Raw genomic sequence first — 15,760 nt, 5'->3', positions numbered from 1 at the left:
GAAGCATATCTTGTTTTTAACGTGTAATACACTAGCTGGAAGTACACAAAAAGTTCTGAGTCAAAAACTCAGAACTTTTTTTAAACCTTATATAATTAGCTGATTTTCTTATCAACGTAAGGACTGTTAACAATTTTTTCATCAGCGGTAACTAGCCAGATTGAAATATTTGCTTTCTTTGTCAGAACTTTGAGAAGGGGAAGAAGGAGCTGCGTTTGGAATACTGTCAGTTTTGAAAAATCGTTGAGGAGGATGATTTTTTCTTTTCCTGATAAGATCATCTGAAGCAGCTGCAGTTTAACTTGATCAAGGAGAGAAAGCTCATCGAATTTTTCTAAAAAGGTAGACATTGAGAAATCGAATATTGAGAGCCATTCTCTGAGAACGGCTTTATGATCACTAAATTTGATTGAGCTGCAGAAAAAAAGATTTTCTGTAATTGAAAGATGGGGGAAAAAAGCTGCTTCATCCACAATGAGTCCCATCTGCTTACTATGCTTTTGGAGGACTGCTTCAATGAAATGAGGTCGTTCTTTTTCTATGTTCTCTTTTTCTTTAAAGAAAGCATAGACACTATGATTCGTTGAATCTGAATCATCAATCTGTGAAATTATATAATTGTAATCTGTGGTAGAGGCTGTATGAATCATTTAAATCACTTCCCAAAAAAATTTTTATTTCGATAAATACCCCAGTTAGTGAAGATGATGGAACAGCTTACTGTAATTAATAAGAGAATAAGGCTGTTCTGGATAAGTCGTTCACCAATTTTATTAAATGAAAGTGTCTGCGTTCCCATTGATATCACTTCGGCAGTCTGATTTGTGTCCAAACTGCTGGAGGGGACAGACTCTGTGATTGTGGCATGAATGCCCAGGCGAAAATCTTCACGTTCAAGTAAAGAATGAATCTTCAGTAAAACAGCTTCGTATGTATTTTGAAAAATAATCAGCAGCAAACTGACAAGAATTAATGAACTGAAAAGTAAAAGAATGATTTCCAGCAAAACCTGCATCATAATATAGATCTCCGAAAATCCAAGTAAACGCCATTTCTTTATCGTAGACTGGCGGCTGGTAATCCCAAAATAGGAAGCCGCGATAAGGGCTGCTAAATATACAAAAATAACACCTATATAGCCGTACAGATAAAATGAATTCCAGCTTTGATAGGAGGTGATTGTAGCTTGATCAGGAGAAAAAAGGATTAGCCGATCAATTCCCAGCTTATTGATATCAATTAGATTGAGTAATATATTTGCTGTGAGTAAAAAAACAGAAAAGACTATGATGGAAAGTACAGTAGATTTTCTGTAGTAAAGTAAATCTGCAAAAGCATAACGAATGCTTTTCAAAAGTCATCACCTCTTTAAATGCTTATATTTAAAATTATAGAAAAAGAATATGAATTAATCATGAAGAACTAACAAAAAAGCTGGAACAATTTAAAAGCGTTCCGTAATTTTTCATCACGAAACGCTTTAATAATATAAGCTTGTTTATTGCTGATTGCCATATCCCTGATACGTATTAGTAATATATTCATCGACAGTAGATTTCCCGTCATTTTTACTGAAGGCACTTGTTGACTCGTCGCCTTTTTCTTTCTCGATTTTTACGATCTGTTCCAATTGGCCTTTGTAGTTGTAGGATGTAGGATCAACTGTTTTAAGTCCACTCTTCGTATAGAACCGTAGAAGATCACCTGAGTTAATTTGATCTGACATGCTAAGCTGTGTATTCGCAGCTTCCTTCATTGCTTCTGCTTCCTGCTGCACCTCTTCTGATGGCTCTACAAGCAACCTGCCTGTTGCTGTTTCATAAATGTTTGAACCAAGCATTGTATATTTGGAAGAAACATAATTGCCGTTTCTAAAGGCAACAATCTGATCATGAGCAGAAGAGAAAAGGTCTTGTCCAAGCAGAATATAATTCTCTGTATCTACTCCCAACAAATGGAGCAGAGTAGGTAAAGCATCCACTTGCCCACCATACGTAGTGTTAATCCCTCCATCTTCTTGTCCAGGTATGTGAATCATATAAGGAACACGCTGCAGTTGAGCATTGTCGAAGTCATTCCATAAAGATTTTGATTTACCCAACAGTTCTGCCAAATCCTTCGTTCTTGAAGAAGAGATTCCGTAGTGATCTCCATACAGTACGATTACAGAGTTTTCATATAAACCGGAAGCTTTCAGATAATTAAAGAACTCTTCAACTGATTTGTCCAGATAGTTTGCTGTAGCAAAATATCCGTTAATTGTTTCGTCAGGCGTGTCCGCAAGTGGGAAGCCTGCTTCGTCATCTGTAAACTGTGAATAAGGATAGTGATTTGAAACAGCCAGGAATTTTGTATAGAAAGGCTGTTGCAGATGTTCCAGATATTGAACAGACTGCTCAAAGAAGGGTTTGTCATGCAATCCGTACTGGAACGAATTTTCATCGGTTACATCATAATAATTGGCATCAAAAAAGTAATCGTACCCTAAATGCTTATAGGTTTCATTTCTGTTCCAGAAGTTACCGGCATTTCCGTGGAAGACGGCGCTGGTATAGCCCTGTGTTTGATCAAGAATGGCTGGAGCTGCTTCAAATGTGTTTTTCCCGCCAATTTGAGTAAACATTGAACCCTGACTCAAACCGAATAATGAATTTTCAAATAAGGTTTCAGCATCACTTGTTTTTCCCTGCCCTACTTGGTGGAAAAAGTTTTCAAAGCTAAAGGTACTGTTGCTGTGATACAGGCTGTTTAAAAATGGCGTCACTTCATGTTCAACACCATTCTCATCTTTTAATTTATAATCAATGATAAATTGCTGCAGACTCTCCAAATGGATATAGATCACATTTTTACCTTTGGCAATTCCAAAGGTTTCGTCGTTAGGAGCGGCATAGTGGTCATTCACATATTCTTCAACAGCAACCATATCACTGTCGCTGGCTTCTGCTCGAACCTGATTGGTCTGGTAGGTTTTTACTCCGTCATAAACGGTAAAAGCATTTAATCCTAAAAATTTCACGATATAGTCACGAGAGAACTCTCTCCCTAAAAGTTGAGGACGCTCTGTCTCGGCAAGAAACAGATTGAACAGGAAGAAGGCAGCGGATAACAGACTGATTGAAACGGCGACTCGTGCTCGAACCGGTCGGTCTTCCATTTTGATCTTTTTAGTAAGAAGAAGTCCACCGACAATGATAAAGTCAATCCAGTAGAAAATATCGTAAGCTCTGAATAGCCGAAGGGCACTTTCTCCAAGACCACTAGCAACTTTTCCGGCACCAAGCATTGTGTTAACTGTAATAAAGTCAGTAAACTCTCTGTAATAAACTAGGTTAGAGAATAAGAGCAAGGTCATCAGGAAATAAATGACCATCATTGTGATATAGGCACGCCTTGTTTTACGTACATATAGAGCGACTGCCAATAGGAAAAATGTAGTGGCAATTGGATTTATTACTAAAATGATCCACTCGTTGAAGTTTTCCAGTCTTAAATGAAAATCTGTTGTGTAAGCCAAAAGGTTCTTGAACCATAAAAGAACCCCCACTGTGGTAAAAAGACCCAGACGCGTATTTAAAAAGTGCGGTAATCTAAAATTTTTCCAGCCTGATAAACGACCGGATGCTTTTTTTTCTGTGTTTAATTGGTTATTTTTCGTTAACATAATAATTCCTTTCCAACATTAAGTTCGAAAAAAACACTGAACATGTTTTCATGAAAATAGTTGTTTGCATACAGATAATTTTACCTTTTTCGCTGTTTACTGTCAATTATCCGTATAAGTATTTGCTTGTTTTGTCCGTATTTTTGTGAAACTTTAATAATCTGGGTGAATAAAGACATATGCTTCTTTTTTTGCTATACTTTTTTATGCAAAGCTGTTCTCATTTCTATGACTGATTATTTGAAGGATACGGCTAATTACTTTGGAAAGAACCAGGTGAAAATAAATGAAAATACAAGTGACAAAACAGGCAGTCAGTAAATTGATGAAAGGCTGTCCTCTGATACAGGAAGAGGATCTTCTCCACCCATTGGAGCAGTTCCCAAAAGAATGGGTCACATTTACAGATTCTTCAAACCGATTTATCGCTTACGGGTATTTGGCGAATCAGAACAAAGGAATCGGCTGGCTGTTAAGCTGGAAAAATGAATTGACTGCTTCTTTTTTTGATAAACTTTTTCTCAAGGCCAAGGAAGCACGCAGCTTTTATTTTAATGATGATAATACAACTGCTTTTCGTTTGTTTAACGGAGAAGGAGATGGGTTAGGCGGCTTGACTGTTGACTGTTATAACGAATTTGCAGTTTTTTCATGGTATAATGATACAATTTATGCCAACCGGGAAATGATTATTGCCAGTTTTCGTAAAGTTTTTAAAAATATTGAAGGAGCCTATGAGAAAATTCGTTTTTCGTCTGACCAGCTGCCGGAATCTCAGAAAATGTTTGGCAAGAATGCTTCAGAACCACTTATAATAGTAGAAAATGGCGTTTCATATGCTGTCTATCTTAACGAGGGGCTGATGACCGGTATTTTCCTTGATCAGAAGGACGTGCGAAGTGAACTGGTTAACGGTTATGCTGCAGGCAAACAAGTATTAAATATGTTCAGCTATACCGGGGCATTCTCGGTTGCTGCAGCAATGGGAGGAGCAGCTGAAACGACCAGTGTTGATTTGGCAAAAAGAAGCTCGCCTAAAACAGCTGAGCAATTTGCTGTCAATCAGTTTCCGCTGGATCATCAGAAGATTGTTGTGATGGACGTTTTTGAATACTTCAACTATGCGAAAAGAAAAGCTTTCACATTTGATTGCATTATTCTGGACCCTCCAAGTTTTGCAAGAAATAAAAAGAAAGTATTTACAGTTGCCAAAAATTATGGCGACTTGGTAAAGCAGTCCGTTGATATCCTTTCAAATAAAGGAAGTCTTATCGCTTCAACAAATGCGGCAAATATATCTCTGAAACGATTTAAAAAGATGGTGGAGGAAGCACTCTGTGATAAGAATGTCCGCTATAAAATAGAAGAAATTTATCAGCTCCCAGCAGATTTTAAAGTAAATCCTGATTTTTCCGAGGGGAACTATTTAAAGGTTCTATTATTGAGAATAGAAAAGTAAAAGAGAAAAATTAAGGGACAAAGACCACAGGGATACATACACTGAAGGGGCATCTCAACTTAGGAATTTCTGTTATAGAAGCTATGACAGCTTGTTGTAGTGCATATAAGCTATATTAATCTAGGGTGTGTCTGAAAACTCAAGCGGCGAATAGTTTGATGATTTTTATCGAACTCCTCATCATAAATACTCGGGACTGTGACATAAGTATATCTGAGATACTTAAAACCGAATAAACGGTGTTCCAAAGCCCCTCCATGCTTCGAGGATCGGAACGAAGTGAGAACCTTAGACGCAGAAGCTGTCTCTTCGGAAATAAGTCGAACTATACTGAAAAATTTGAATGCTACTAACTTTTCAGACACGTCCTAATTATTTGGTAAAAAACAGGAGTTGAATTGTTGCCTGTTTTTTATTTCTGTTAAACTTTATCTGCGAGGTGGAGAGTAATGGCAAAGAAACAAAAAAAACACAAGACAAATGCAATGAGAATTTTGGAGCAAAAAAAGATATCCTATAAAGAGTACGAATTTCCATGGAGTGAAACCCATCTGGGAACAGATAGTGTTTCAGCTTTAATTGGAGTCAATGAAGACAGAATTTTTAAAACGCTCGTAGCTGTAGGGAATAAAACGGGTCCGATTGTTGCAGTTATTCCGGGAAACAAAGAGTTGGATCTGAAAAAGCTGGCAAAGGCGAGTCATAACAAGAAGGTAGAAATGCTTCTTTTACGAAATTTGGAAGAGACAACGGGCTATATTCGTGGAGGCTGTTCTCCAATTGGAATGAAAAAGCTATTTCCCACTTACTTTGCTGTGGAAGCAGGAATGTATTCAGAGATCATTGTTTCTGCCGGTCAAAGGGGACTTCAGTTTGAGCTGTCACCAAGAGATATTATTGAGGTAACAAATGCTGAAGTGTCGGATATTACTCTGTTATCGGAAACCTGAAAAAAACGGATGTAATAGACTGTAAAGAAGGAATACTGTTCCAAATTTAAACAAAATAGATTATTTCATTATTTTTTGTAATGCCTGTTTGGCTAAATTGTCTGCACCTTTATTTTTGTTTTCCGGAATCCATTGAATGATTAAAAGAGTAAACTGCTGCTCCAGTTCCTGAAATTTTTTTAAATAGGGTTGAAAATCAGAATTTCCTGTATATTTTTTTTCGATGGTTTGAACAACTATTTTACTGTCTGAATGCAGTAGAATTGTAGTCTGAGTGTAGTGATGCTCAATCAGCCACTCTATGGCAAGAATTAACATTCTGAATTCCGCTTCATGATTGGAGCATTCGCCTAATGGAAAATGCAGCTGTTCATGGATTCCTTCACCAGTGGCAACCATTCCGCCGCCGCTTGGGCCCGGATTTCCTTTTGTTGCAGCATCGACATAAATTCGTAACATAAATATCTCCTTATAATTTTCAGATTAGCAGCTAAATGTGATACTATTATAGCATATGAATTTTTAGATAAGGGGTCAGCGTATGAAGCAAAAAAAATATTTTTGGCAGCCGGAGCTGTCAATGACCATTATCTATTGGTCCTGTACTTTTGCAATATTGTTTATGAGCCTGATTTTGTCATTGGAGAATACAAAACCCTATTTGGTTAGTAATATAGTCATGGTCGTTTTCTTTATATTTGTTTTTTTAGGGATCAAGCGTTATTTTAAGTTAACAGAGAAGAGTATAATGATCCAGTATTTACTACCATTTTATAAAAAAGAACTTTCGTTTGAAGAGATTTCTACAATTAAAGTAGGCATAAAAAGTATTGAAATAAATTCCACTAGATTGTCTTCAAAGCCGAAGCTTTTCATTATGACAAAGAAACAAAAAGAACAGCTGATAGAAGTATTAAAAGAAGAAAGAGCATTTCAAGATAAAATTATTTATGATGATCAGTTAAAATTGGGTGAACAATAGATAACCATTGGAGAAACGAACTGTAAACGGGTAAAGTTTATAGTTCGTTTCTGTTTAATTAACTTTCCATTTACAAAAAAATAAGCTAAGATAAAAAGGAACTTTTAAAAAAGGGAGTTGTACCTATGTGGAAAAGTGAGCTGCAAAAGAAAGAAAGTTATGAGTTGATGCTCCAGCAATTAAGCGGACTTACCGAAATTGAGCATAATAGTATAGCAAACTTGGCAAATTCCTCTGCTTTACTGGGAGAGACATTGCCGGAAACTGTTTTTGCAGGATATTATTTATTTGATGGGACTGAATTGATTCTTGGTCCCTTTCAGGGAAGAGTCTCCTGTACCAGAATAAAAATGGGAAAGGGCGTCTGCGGTGAAGCTGCTGAAACCCGTGAAACACTGATTGTTGAAGATGTAAAGAAGCACGGAAATTATATTTCCTGCGACTCGGCTGCTCAATCAGAAATTGTGGTCCCAATGGTTAAAGAGGGGATGCTTATTGGTGTGCTTGATATTGATAGTGGTGTGACCTCAGCGTATGACCGAATAGATCAGGAATATCTGGAAAGATTTGTTCAAGTGCTAATAGAGCATACAGAATTTTAGAAAAACAGAAGCATTGTCTTCGCACAGTAAACTCATTTATGAGATAATTCAGAAAAGTGGATAGGAGATAGTAAGCTGATGGAAATCTATTTGAATTTCAAAACAGAAGCAGCAGAGGTCATTAAATTTTACGAAAAAGTTTTTGATACAAGTACAACCAGTATCATGACTTTTGGTGAAATGCCGGAAGATCCTGAACACCCAGTAGCTGAAGAAGCGAAAGATCTGATTTTAAATGCAAGTATGATTATTGAAGGAACTTATGTCATGTTTTCTGATGTTCCTGAAGGGATGGGGCTTCCTTTAGTTGTAGGGAATAATGTTTCGCTGGTTGTCAGTACGGATGATGAGGATAAAATTGAACGGGAATTTAACCTTTTGGCAGAAGGTGGAAATGTGACAATGCCTCTTGGACCAACATTTTGGACAAAGAAGTATGGCATGGTAACAGATAAATTCGGTATTAACTGGATGTTCTCTTATTATAAAGAAGATGTTTAACTCTGGAGCCAAATGAATCCGCAACGTTGTGAAATGAATCAACTCAATAGAAGACAGAACAGGGGAATGGACAATTTTTTTCTTGGGATGTAAGGGAAAGATTGTTTACTTGGGGATGGAAAGATAGTTGAAATTTTGATACTGAAATCTGGATTGCTATCCAGATTTCAGTAATGTTTAATTTTATAGCTGGATTATAAAAAAAATCTGATTTGGAAGCTGTTTTTCTTATTTTTCAATTGAAGTATGGATGTTCTTTAATTCAATAGAAATGGATTAGAAAATGGGAGTAATTTCTTTATTTGAAAGAGAAAATCTGTTATACTATGAGGGTAGCATCCATCTGGGGGCGTTACGGATTCGACAGGCATAGTTGAGCTTGAATTGCGTTTCGTAGGTTACGTCTACGTAAAAACGTTACAGTTAAATATAACTGCTAAAAACGAAAACAATACTTTCGCTCTAGCTGCGTAAAACCAGCGGGTGAAGATCCTCCCGGCATCGCCCATGTGCTCGGGTAAGGGTCTCAAATTAAGTGGGATACGCTGAATTTTTCCGTCTGTAAAATTTAGAGGAGATCATCAGACTAGTGAAAGCTTGGGCCAGTTGTGCGGCATGAGCTTTAGCGAAATCTAAATAGTACAACTATGAGCGTAGATATTTAAGTGGCAATATGTTTGGACGCGGGTTCGACTCCCGCCGTCTCCATAGAGTTTTAATAAAATAGAGCTAGAAACGTTGATTTGTTAGGGTTTATCAATTGTTTCTAGCTCTTTTTATTCGGACTAAATGCCATATTAAATGCCATTTAAATTCCAGTGTAACTGGCAAACAAGGCAGCAGTTCTTTCTTTTCGTTCTTTGGTCATATGAGCATAGATGTTCATTGTAGTTTAAATGTCCTGAACGATTCTGAATTTCCTTGATTGAAGCGTCGGCTTCAATCAGTGAGAGCGCCTAAAACCATGAGTTATGATTTTCTTAAGCTTATTTTTTTGCATATGCGATCTAAATATTTCTTTGTGACAGCAGGCTGCAAAAATTCATTTTCAGAATTAGAGAAAAGCAGCTGATTTTTATTTATCATATTAATGCCAAAAAATAAATACTGCTTCTTTGTGTTTTACGCCATTCTTTTAGTATTCCAAGTGGGTTTTATCGTCAACATGAATAAATCGCTTTAGATTACTTGTTTTTGGCGTTTGAATGATGAGTTTTGACTCTTCACCACGAGTTAGAGTTTTGTTCATTCGGATGATTTGTTTTTCAAAATTTATATCTTTCCATATTAAAGCTAAAGCTTCGACTTTTTTCATTCCGATAAAAGCTGACACTCTAAATAAAGTGTACATTTTCGGGTTATTTTTTCTAAATATGAGAAAAAGAAGGAAAGTTCTTTTTAGAATAATAAATCGCCTCTTTTTCATTACTATTATTTTTAGCTATCAGCAGTGTAATGAGTTTAGTTGGATTGTTGGCTATATCAAGTTAATCTGAATACTATAATCAAACACTATGTCGGCATAATTTAAGACTATTTTAGAACATTTTAATTTCTTAGCCCATAAGTTTATCGCTTCTTGACAATGTGTAGTATTAACTTCCTCTCTCCCTGTTTCTCTAAAATAGGGAGTTTTTTCAATAGTTATCTTTTTGGTAACCCCTTCATTCTAAAAAGTTTACCTCTGAACTATACTGTTCACGCACTTCTCTAGCCAGCTGCGAATCAGTGATCAAGGCAGTTAATTGATCCAATGCAGCAAAAGTAGCAATTGATTTTTTTTCAAATTTACTGCTGTCAACCAAGGCAATTGTTTGCGAAGCAAATTCAACCATTCGTTTTTTCAGTTCGACTTCGTAAAGATTAAAATCGGAAAGTCCGCCTGTTGTTGAAATTGCATAAGAAGAAGTGAAAAGTGTATCAATATTTACCTTCCTTAATATCTCAATGCCCAACACACCTTCTACTGCATTAGAGGTTCCTTTTACGACGCCACCAATCAAAATTACAGTCAAGTTCAAATTTTCCTTGAGTAAAGAAGCCGTGCGTAACCCATTTGTTAGAACAGTAATTCTTAAATCGGATTGACTAATGAGTTTAGCTAATTCATAACAAGTGGAACTAGCATCCAAAATAATACATTTGCCGGTTTTGATTAGCTGAAAAGCAATCTTTGCAATTTCAGCTTTTTTTTCAATGTTTTTTTGTTTTCGAATATCATAGTTTTTATCAACCTTTATCACTTCGTCTTCTTTCGTACAAACGGCACCGCCGTGCGTTCGAACCAACATATTGTTCATATCGAGATAATTCAAGTCAGATCGAATCGTTGCTTTTGATACGTTAAAAACCTCTGTTAGTTCATTTACAGAGACAGATCCCGTTTCTTGAAGTATAGATAATATTTTATTTCTTCGCTCACTTGTATACATAAAAATTCCTCCGAATTCTCTCTATTCTCCATAAATTATAAACAATATCTTTAAACCATACAACTTTTTCCTTTCGTTTTGTCTTGTGATGTAGATAATAAATTAGAATGATTACTAACTGAAGTAAATTTTTGTTAAATCGAAAATAATCGAAAGTAAACGAAATTGAATGTTGACAAAGCGAAATCTCGATATTATTATTAGGGTATAAAAAGAAAGGAAGTGATGGAAATGAAAATTGGAATTGGCTCAGACCATAATGCGTTTGAGATGAAACGGCAATTGCAATCATATATTCAATCAAAAGGAGTTGAAGTGATTGATTACGGCTGTTTTTCTGCTGAAGAGGTTGATTATCCAGATATTGCTTTTCACGTGGCGAATGCTGTACTGGCGCAAGAAATTGAACGCGGGATTCTGTGCTGCGGTACTGGGATAGGAATGGCAATGGCAGCAAATAAAATTCCAGGTGTTCGTGCAGCACAGGTACATGATACGTATTCAGCAGAGCGAGCACAATTAAGCAATAACGCACAAATTATCACATTAGGCTCCAAAGTTATTGGTATAGATGTAGCGAAGAAAATCGTTGACGAATATTTATCAGTTCAATTTGAAGGGGGCAATAGCGAAAGAAAAATTAATCAAATTATGGAAAAAGAAGCAGAATTTATAAAAAAATAGTAAAGGAGAATACCCCATGAAGTTCTTTTTAGATACTGCAAATGTTGAAGAGATCAAACGAATCAATACATTAGGACTAGTTGACGGTGTCACAACCAATCCTACGATTATTTCCAAAGAAGGACGTGATTTTAAAGAGGTGATCACCGAAATTTGCGAATTGATTGACGGACCTGTCAGTGCAGAAGTTATCGCACTTGACACAGAGAATATGGTGAAAGAAGCTAGAGAGATCGCGACCTGGGCAGACAATGTTGTGGTTAAAATCCCGATGACTGAAGAGGGGCTGCGTGCTGTAAATATTTTGTCCAGCGAAGGAATCAAGACAAATGTCACATTAATTTTTACTGTTGCCCAAGGCTTGATGGCAGCTAAAGCTGGCGCAGCATATGTTAGCCCCTTTGTCGGACGGCTTGATGATATTGCGACAGACAGCTTGGGATTAATTAGTAATCTAAAGAAAGTACTGACACAATATGGCTATCAAACGGAAATTATTTCTGCAAGCATTCGCAGCTTAAAGCATGTGGAAGAGGTAGCAGAACTAGGTTCAGACATTGCGACTATTCCAGGAACCCTGTTTCCTAAACTCTGGTCTCACCCATTGACCGATGCAGGAATTCAAGCGTTCTTAAAAGATTGGGAGGCGTTTAAAAAATAAATCACAGAGACAAAGGAGGAAAAAATCATGCGAAGACCAGTTGTAGGAATCAGCTTAAAAATGTATCAAAATCAAATAGATGATGCGCGTGATTTCGCTCATGCAATTGTTGAAGAAGTCGGTGAGAAACAAGAAATTGAACAATTTATGTGTCCTGGTATGGGTGTTCTTTATCCTGTTGCAATGATTTTAAAAGACTCAGAAATAGGTTTGGGGGCACAAAATATCTCTTTTGCTCCAAATGGGGCATATACGGGTGAGTTTTCGGTGGAGTCATTAAAGGATATGAGAGGCAGCTATGCTGAAATCGGACATATTGAACGACGGACGCTTTTTTGTGAAAGCGATAACATGATTAATCAAAAAGTTCGTCTTGCTTTAGCTCATGATGTGATACCGGTTTTGTGTATTGGCGAAACAGAAAAAACAGATGATCATCAGGAAGTCAAAGCAATAATTAAAAAGCAGCTTTTTCTTGATTTATTCCAACTGGAAAATAGTCAGGTTGAAAAAGTTATTTTGGCTTATGAACCAGCTTGGGCGGTGGGGAAAACTAGTGCGGCTAGTGCGGCTTATGTGCATCAGATACATTCTTTGATTCGTGAATGCGTGGCAGAATTATTTGATAAAAAAACAGCTGAAAATATTCGAATTATCTATGGTGGTTCTGTTTCACAAGAAAATAGTGAACGAATTGTATCTGATGACAATGTGGATGGTGTCTTTGTGGGCCGCTTTGGTCATCAGCCTAAACAATATGCTTCGATTGTTAAAATAGTGAAAAAAATAAAGGGGGTTTGACAATGATTGGCATCGTTTTAGTTTCTCATAGTCGAAAGATTACTGATGGAACCAAAGAAATGATCGAAGAAATGAGCGGCATCAATGGGTCTGTACGGATCATCTCAGCAGGCGGCACGGGGGACGGACGTCTTGGAACAAATGCAATTATGATTATGGAAGCCATCGAATCTTTGGCGGCTTGTAATCATATTTTAGTTTTCTGCGATATTGGAAGCGCTATACTTAGTTCTGAAACAGCCATTGAATTGATTGAAGACGAGTACTTGATGAGAAAGATAGAATTAATGGATTGTCCTTTAGTGGAGGGAGCGTTTGCGGCTGCTGTACAAGCAACAGTATGCCAGGAAAAAGAAGCAATTCTACAAGAATTATCTCAATTATGATTTTTTAGCAACACTAATTATAAAAAGAAATGAGGAATAAAGACATGAAATTTCTGAGAAGCATAGTTGGTTATATGATTGCTGGAATTATTGTTATGGCAGTTTGGGGAGAACTGGGAAGTTTTGGTATTTTTGGCGGATATTTAGCAGCAGGAATTATTATTGGTCCAATGTGGTTTATGAATCATTATCTTAATTTGACTGGTAATGAAGAGGACGCAGCATTTGTTGACATGGGGCTGGCAATCGCAATTTGCGGTCTTGCTCGAGACACATTTATGCATGGCGGTTCTGCTCTGTCTGCATCAATTCCCACGATTGCATTAGTTGCAGGAGGTGCAGCTTTTGGCGGGCTGGCTGCAGCGGTTTTTGAAAAAAGCATGTCGGTTGAAAAAGCAGCAGAAGAACAAGCACCAGAACCAGGAATGACTGAAAAAGAGTTAAAAAAACTGGCGATTGAAGAGTAAACCGAAACAATCAAAAAAACAGCGGTCAAATGACTGAAGAGGAGGAAATACAGTGACTATTGGTTTAGGAATTGCAACGTTTTGCGGCGGCTTTCTATTTCCCTTTGTGATCAGAATGGCTTGGGGGAAAATGGTTGAAAAATGGGGACCGGTCGGCGGCTGGATGGCAGCACTATTTATCGTTGGTACCATTTGGTGTATCAATCATGGGATTGCAACCCCGATGATCACACAATCCGGTGCTGCGTGGGTCGATCAGGGACTTGCGGCTGGTGTGGGTGTCTGGGTAGCTTCTGCATTGGTTGGAGGGAATATAAAAAAATCATTTCCTAATATAATTGCAGCAGTATCAGGTGGTGTATTTGGCGGGCTTTTATTATCTTTATTCTTATAAAAAAGGAGACTGGAAAAAATGAAACGATTAATTAACGATGGCTATGATGTAGTAGAAGAAATGTTGGCAGGCTATGCAAAAGCAAACAAAAAATACGTTACTTTGGACGCAGAAAATCGGATCGTTGTAAGTAAGCTGATGAGTGAAGAACCTCGGGTACGTGTGATTGTTGGCGGCGGATCTGGTCATGAACCAATGTTTTTGGGCTATGTCGGTAAAGATTTTGCCGATGCTGCAGTAGTTGGAAATATCAATACGTCTCCTGCTCCAGATGCTTGCTACGAAGCTGTTAAGGCTGTTGATAGCGGCAAAGGGTGTCTTTACGTTTACGGAAATTATGCTGGAGATGTCATGAATTTTGATATGGGTGCTGAAATGGCGATGGAGGAAGAGGGCATTCGTGTAGAAACAGTTACGACAACGGATGATGTCTATTCAGCTAAGGATAAAAAAGATCGGCGAGGTGTAGCCGGCGACTTGCCTGTTTTCAAAGTGGCAGGCAGTGCTGCTGCGAAAGGGTATGATTTAGATCAAGTGAAAGCGGTGACGGAAAGAGCCAATGATAATACGTATTCATTAGGTGTTGCTTTATCTTCCTCTACTTTACCTGTGACTGGAGAAGCGATTTTCCAAATGGATGAAGGTGATATGGAAATTGGTATGGGCCTTCATGGCGAACCCGGGATTGAAAGACGAAAAATTGAAAAAGCAGATGTGATTATTGATGAGATTATGACAATCATCTTAGAAGATGCACAATTAAAAGCGGGTGATGAGGTCTACATTTTGGTCAATGGGTTAGGCGCACTGCCTTTATTAGATCAATATATCTGTTATCGTCGTGTGGATCAACTTTTGAATGAGAAAGGAATTGTGATTCATCGGACAGATGTCGGAAACTATGCAACATCAATGGATATGGCAGGTATGTCCGTAACGCTGATGAAATTAGATGATGAGATCAAAGAATTACTTGATGCTCCTTGCGATACCCCTTATTACAAATTATAGATAAATTTGCAAAGCTGCTTTCTTGTTTTCATTTGATTCGCAAGAAAGCAGCGGGTCTAACGAACGCCAAGTTCAAGTAAAAGTGATTTTTAAAACATAATGAGGTGGACTTATGAGTGAACAAGTATTTGATAAACAATTTTTTGCGGATAGTTTAGTAAAAATGGCAGAGCTGACCGAAGCTAATCGTGACTATTGGACAAAACTGGATTCAGATATTGGGGATGGTGATCATGGAATCAACTTAAGCATTGGGTTTCGGGAAGTTTCAGCAAAGCTGGCTGAGAAACTGGCAGAATCGCCTGATACTGCTACATTCTTAAAAAAATCCGGAATGATTTTATTAAGTAAAGTTGGGGGTGCATCCGGTCCATTGTACGGCAGCTTTTTTATAAAAATGGGTAAAGATCATATAGGAAAAGAAACGGTCACTTTTCCAGAGTTTGCGGATATGATAAAAAATGGTGTTGAGGCTATCCAATTTCGGGGAAAGGCTGAGTTGGGTGACAAGACGATGCTGGATGCACTTTTGCCAGGGATAGACTATTTACAAGCACATAAAGAGGATACTGATCATTTGGCAGTAATGGAAAAAATGATTGAAATTATGAAAGAGGGAGCCGAATCGACGATTCCGTTGATTGCCAAAAAAGGACGCGCCATGCGTTTAGGCGAACGTGCGATAGGGCATAAAGATCCCGGGGCAGAATCCTCGTGGATGCTGATGAATGTATTCTTGGAACAAATGAGAAAATGAAGGGATTGG

Annotated in this window: 18 protein-coding genes and 1 other RNA gene; 14 read left to right on the top strand and 5 right to left on the bottom strand. The window is 37.6% G+C overall.

Features of this window, described 5'->3' with window-relative positions; translation table 11 throughout:
* Positions 1-95 precede the first annotated feature (95 nt).
* From LI954_RS09905 to LI954_RS09895, 3 genes are all read right to left on the bottom strand, one after another.
* Positions 96-650 (bottom strand): hypothetical protein, encoded by a 555-nt coding sequence (locus LI954_RS09905; protein ID WP_229444381.1) that lies wholly within the window; start codon positions 648-650, stop codon positions 96-98.
* Positions 651-655: 5 nt separating this feature from the next.
* Positions 656-1,354: a hypothetical protein gene (locus LI954_RS09900; RefSeq protein WP_229444380.1), complete on the bottom strand. Its 699-nt coding sequence runs from the start codon at positions 1,352-1,354 to the stop codon at positions 656-658.
* 144 nt (positions 1,355-1,498) lie between these two features.
* Positions 1,499-3,664, bottom strand: a complete 2,166-nt coding sequence (locus tag LI954_RS09895) for an LTA synthase family protein (protein WP_229444379.1) — start codon at positions 3,662-3,664, stop codon at positions 1,499-1,501.
* 286 nt (positions 3,665-3,950) lie between these two features.
* Here LI954_RS09895 and LI954_RS09890 point away from each other — a divergent pair, with 286 nt between their 5' ends.
* The gene (locus tag LI954_RS09890) at positions 3,951-5,123 is read left to right on the top strand and encodes a class I SAM-dependent rRNA methyltransferase (RefSeq protein WP_229444378.1); all 1,173 of its coding nucleotides are present in this window, start codon (positions 3,951-3,953) and stop codon (positions 5,121-5,123) included.
* Between the two features lie 449 nt (positions 5,124-5,572).
* Positions 5,573-6,073: a Cys-tRNA(Pro) deacylase gene (gene ybaK / locus LI954_RS09885; protein WP_229441105.1), complete on the top strand. Its 501-nt coding sequence runs from the start codon at positions 5,573-5,575 to the stop codon at positions 6,071-6,073.
* A gap of 60 nt (positions 6,074-6,133) precedes the next feature.
* On the opposite strand, the gene LI954_RS09880 is transcribed toward ybaK, so the two are convergent.
* Complete coding sequence (locus LI954_RS09880) at positions 6,134-6,532, bottom strand: ribonuclease HI family protein (protein ID WP_202068493.1); 399 nt, start codon at positions 6,530-6,532, stop codon at positions 6,134-6,136.
* Positions 6,533-6,614: 82 nt separating this feature from the next.
* On the opposite strand from LI954_RS09880, the gene LI954_RS09875 reads away from it, so the two are divergent.
* From LI954_RS09875 to ssrA, 4 genes are all read left to right on the top strand, one after another.
* Positions 6,615-7,055, top strand: a complete 441-nt coding sequence (locus LI954_RS09875; protein WP_202068492.1) for an EbsA family protein — start codon at positions 6,615-6,617, stop codon at positions 7,053-7,055.
* Between the two features lie 125 nt (positions 7,056-7,180).
* Positions 7,181-7,657 carry a GAF domain-containing protein gene (locus tag LI954_RS09870; protein WP_202068491.1) on the top strand — a complete coding sequence of 159 codons (477 nt, stop codon included), beginning with the start codon at positions 7,181-7,183 and terminating at the stop codon, positions 7,655-7,657.
* Between the two features lie 78 nt (positions 7,658-7,735).
* A complete protein-coding gene (locus LI954_RS09865) occupies positions 7,736-8,158 on the top strand; it encodes a VOC family protein (RefSeq protein ID WP_202068490.1) in 423 nt (140 codons plus the stop codon).
* A gap of 345 nt (positions 8,159-8,503) precedes the next feature.
* Positions 8,504-8,869, top strand: a transfer-messenger RNA (tmRNA) gene (gene ssrA, locus LI954_RS09860).
* Between the two features lie 953 nt (positions 8,870-9,822).
* On the opposite strand, the gene LI954_RS09855 is transcribed toward ssrA, so the two are convergent.
* Positions 9,823-10,590, bottom strand: a complete 768-nt coding sequence (locus LI954_RS09855; RefSeq protein WP_229444377.1) for a DeoR/GlpR family DNA-binding transcription regulator — start codon at positions 10,588-10,590, stop codon at positions 9,823-9,825.
* A gap of 231 nt (positions 10,591-10,821) precedes the next feature.
* Between LI954_RS09855 and rpiB the strand changes: the two genes are divergently transcribed.
* From rpiB to dhaL, 8 genes are all read left to right on the top strand, one after another.
* Positions 10,822-11,274 carry a ribose 5-phosphate isomerase B gene (rpiB, locus tag LI954_RS09850; RefSeq protein WP_229444376.1) on the top strand — a complete coding sequence of 151 codons (453 nt, stop codon included), beginning with the start codon at positions 10,822-10,824 and terminating at the stop codon, positions 11,272-11,274.
* A 16-nt stretch (positions 11,275-11,290) separates the two neighbouring features.
* On the top strand, positions 11,291-11,935 hold the full coding sequence (gene fsa, locus LI954_RS09845) for a fructose-6-phosphate aldolase (RefSeq protein ID WP_202068484.1): 645 nt from the start codon (positions 11,291-11,293) through the stop codon (positions 11,933-11,935).
* Positions 11,936-11,962: 27 nt separating this feature from the next.
* Positions 11,963-12,736, top strand: coding sequence for a triose-phosphate isomerase family protein (locus tag LI954_RS09840; protein ID WP_229444375.1), 774 nt, complete (start codon positions 11,963-11,965; stop codon positions 12,734-12,736).
* Positions 12,737-12,738: 2 nt separating this feature from the next.
* On the top strand, positions 12,739-13,122 hold the full coding sequence (gene dhaM / locus LI954_RS09835) for a dihydroxyacetone kinase phosphoryl donor subunit DhaM (RefSeq protein WP_229441100.1): 384 nt from the start codon (positions 12,739-12,741) through the stop codon (positions 13,120-13,122).
* A 44-nt stretch (positions 13,123-13,166) separates the two neighbouring features.
* Positions 13,167-13,589: a Lin0368 family putative glycerol transporter subunit gene (locus tag LI954_RS09830; protein ID WP_202068480.1), complete on the top strand. Its 423-nt coding sequence runs from the start codon at positions 13,167-13,169 to the stop codon at positions 13,587-13,589.
* A 52-nt stretch (positions 13,590-13,641) separates the two neighbouring features.
* Positions 13,642-13,983, top strand: a complete 342-nt coding sequence (locus LI954_RS09825) for a Lin0368 family putative glycerol transporter subunit (RefSeq protein ID WP_229444374.1) — start codon at positions 13,642-13,644, stop codon at positions 13,981-13,983.
* 18 nt (positions 13,984-14,001) lie between these two features.
* The gene (locus LI954_RS09820; protein ID WP_229444373.1) at positions 14,002-14,994 is read left to right on the top strand and encodes a dihydroxyacetone kinase subunit DhaK; all 993 of its coding nucleotides are present in this window, start codon (positions 14,002-14,004) and stop codon (positions 14,992-14,994) included.
* A 112-nt stretch (positions 14,995-15,106) separates the two neighbouring features.
* Complete coding sequence (gene dhaL, locus LI954_RS09815; protein WP_229444372.1) at positions 15,107-15,751, top strand: dihydroxyacetone kinase subunit DhaL; 645 nt, start codon at positions 15,107-15,109, stop codon at positions 15,749-15,751.
* Positions 15,752-15,760: the final 9 nt, after the last annotated feature.

The sequence above is a fragment of the Enterococcus sp. CWB-B31 genome (genome assembly GCF_020567645.1).
In the GTDB taxonomy this organism is placed as follows: domain Bacteria; phylum Bacillota; class Bacilli; order Lactobacillales; family Enterococcaceae; genus Enterococcus_L.
Note: the sequence above shows the minus strand (reverse complement) of the source record. Positions and strands in the feature narration are given on the sequence as shown.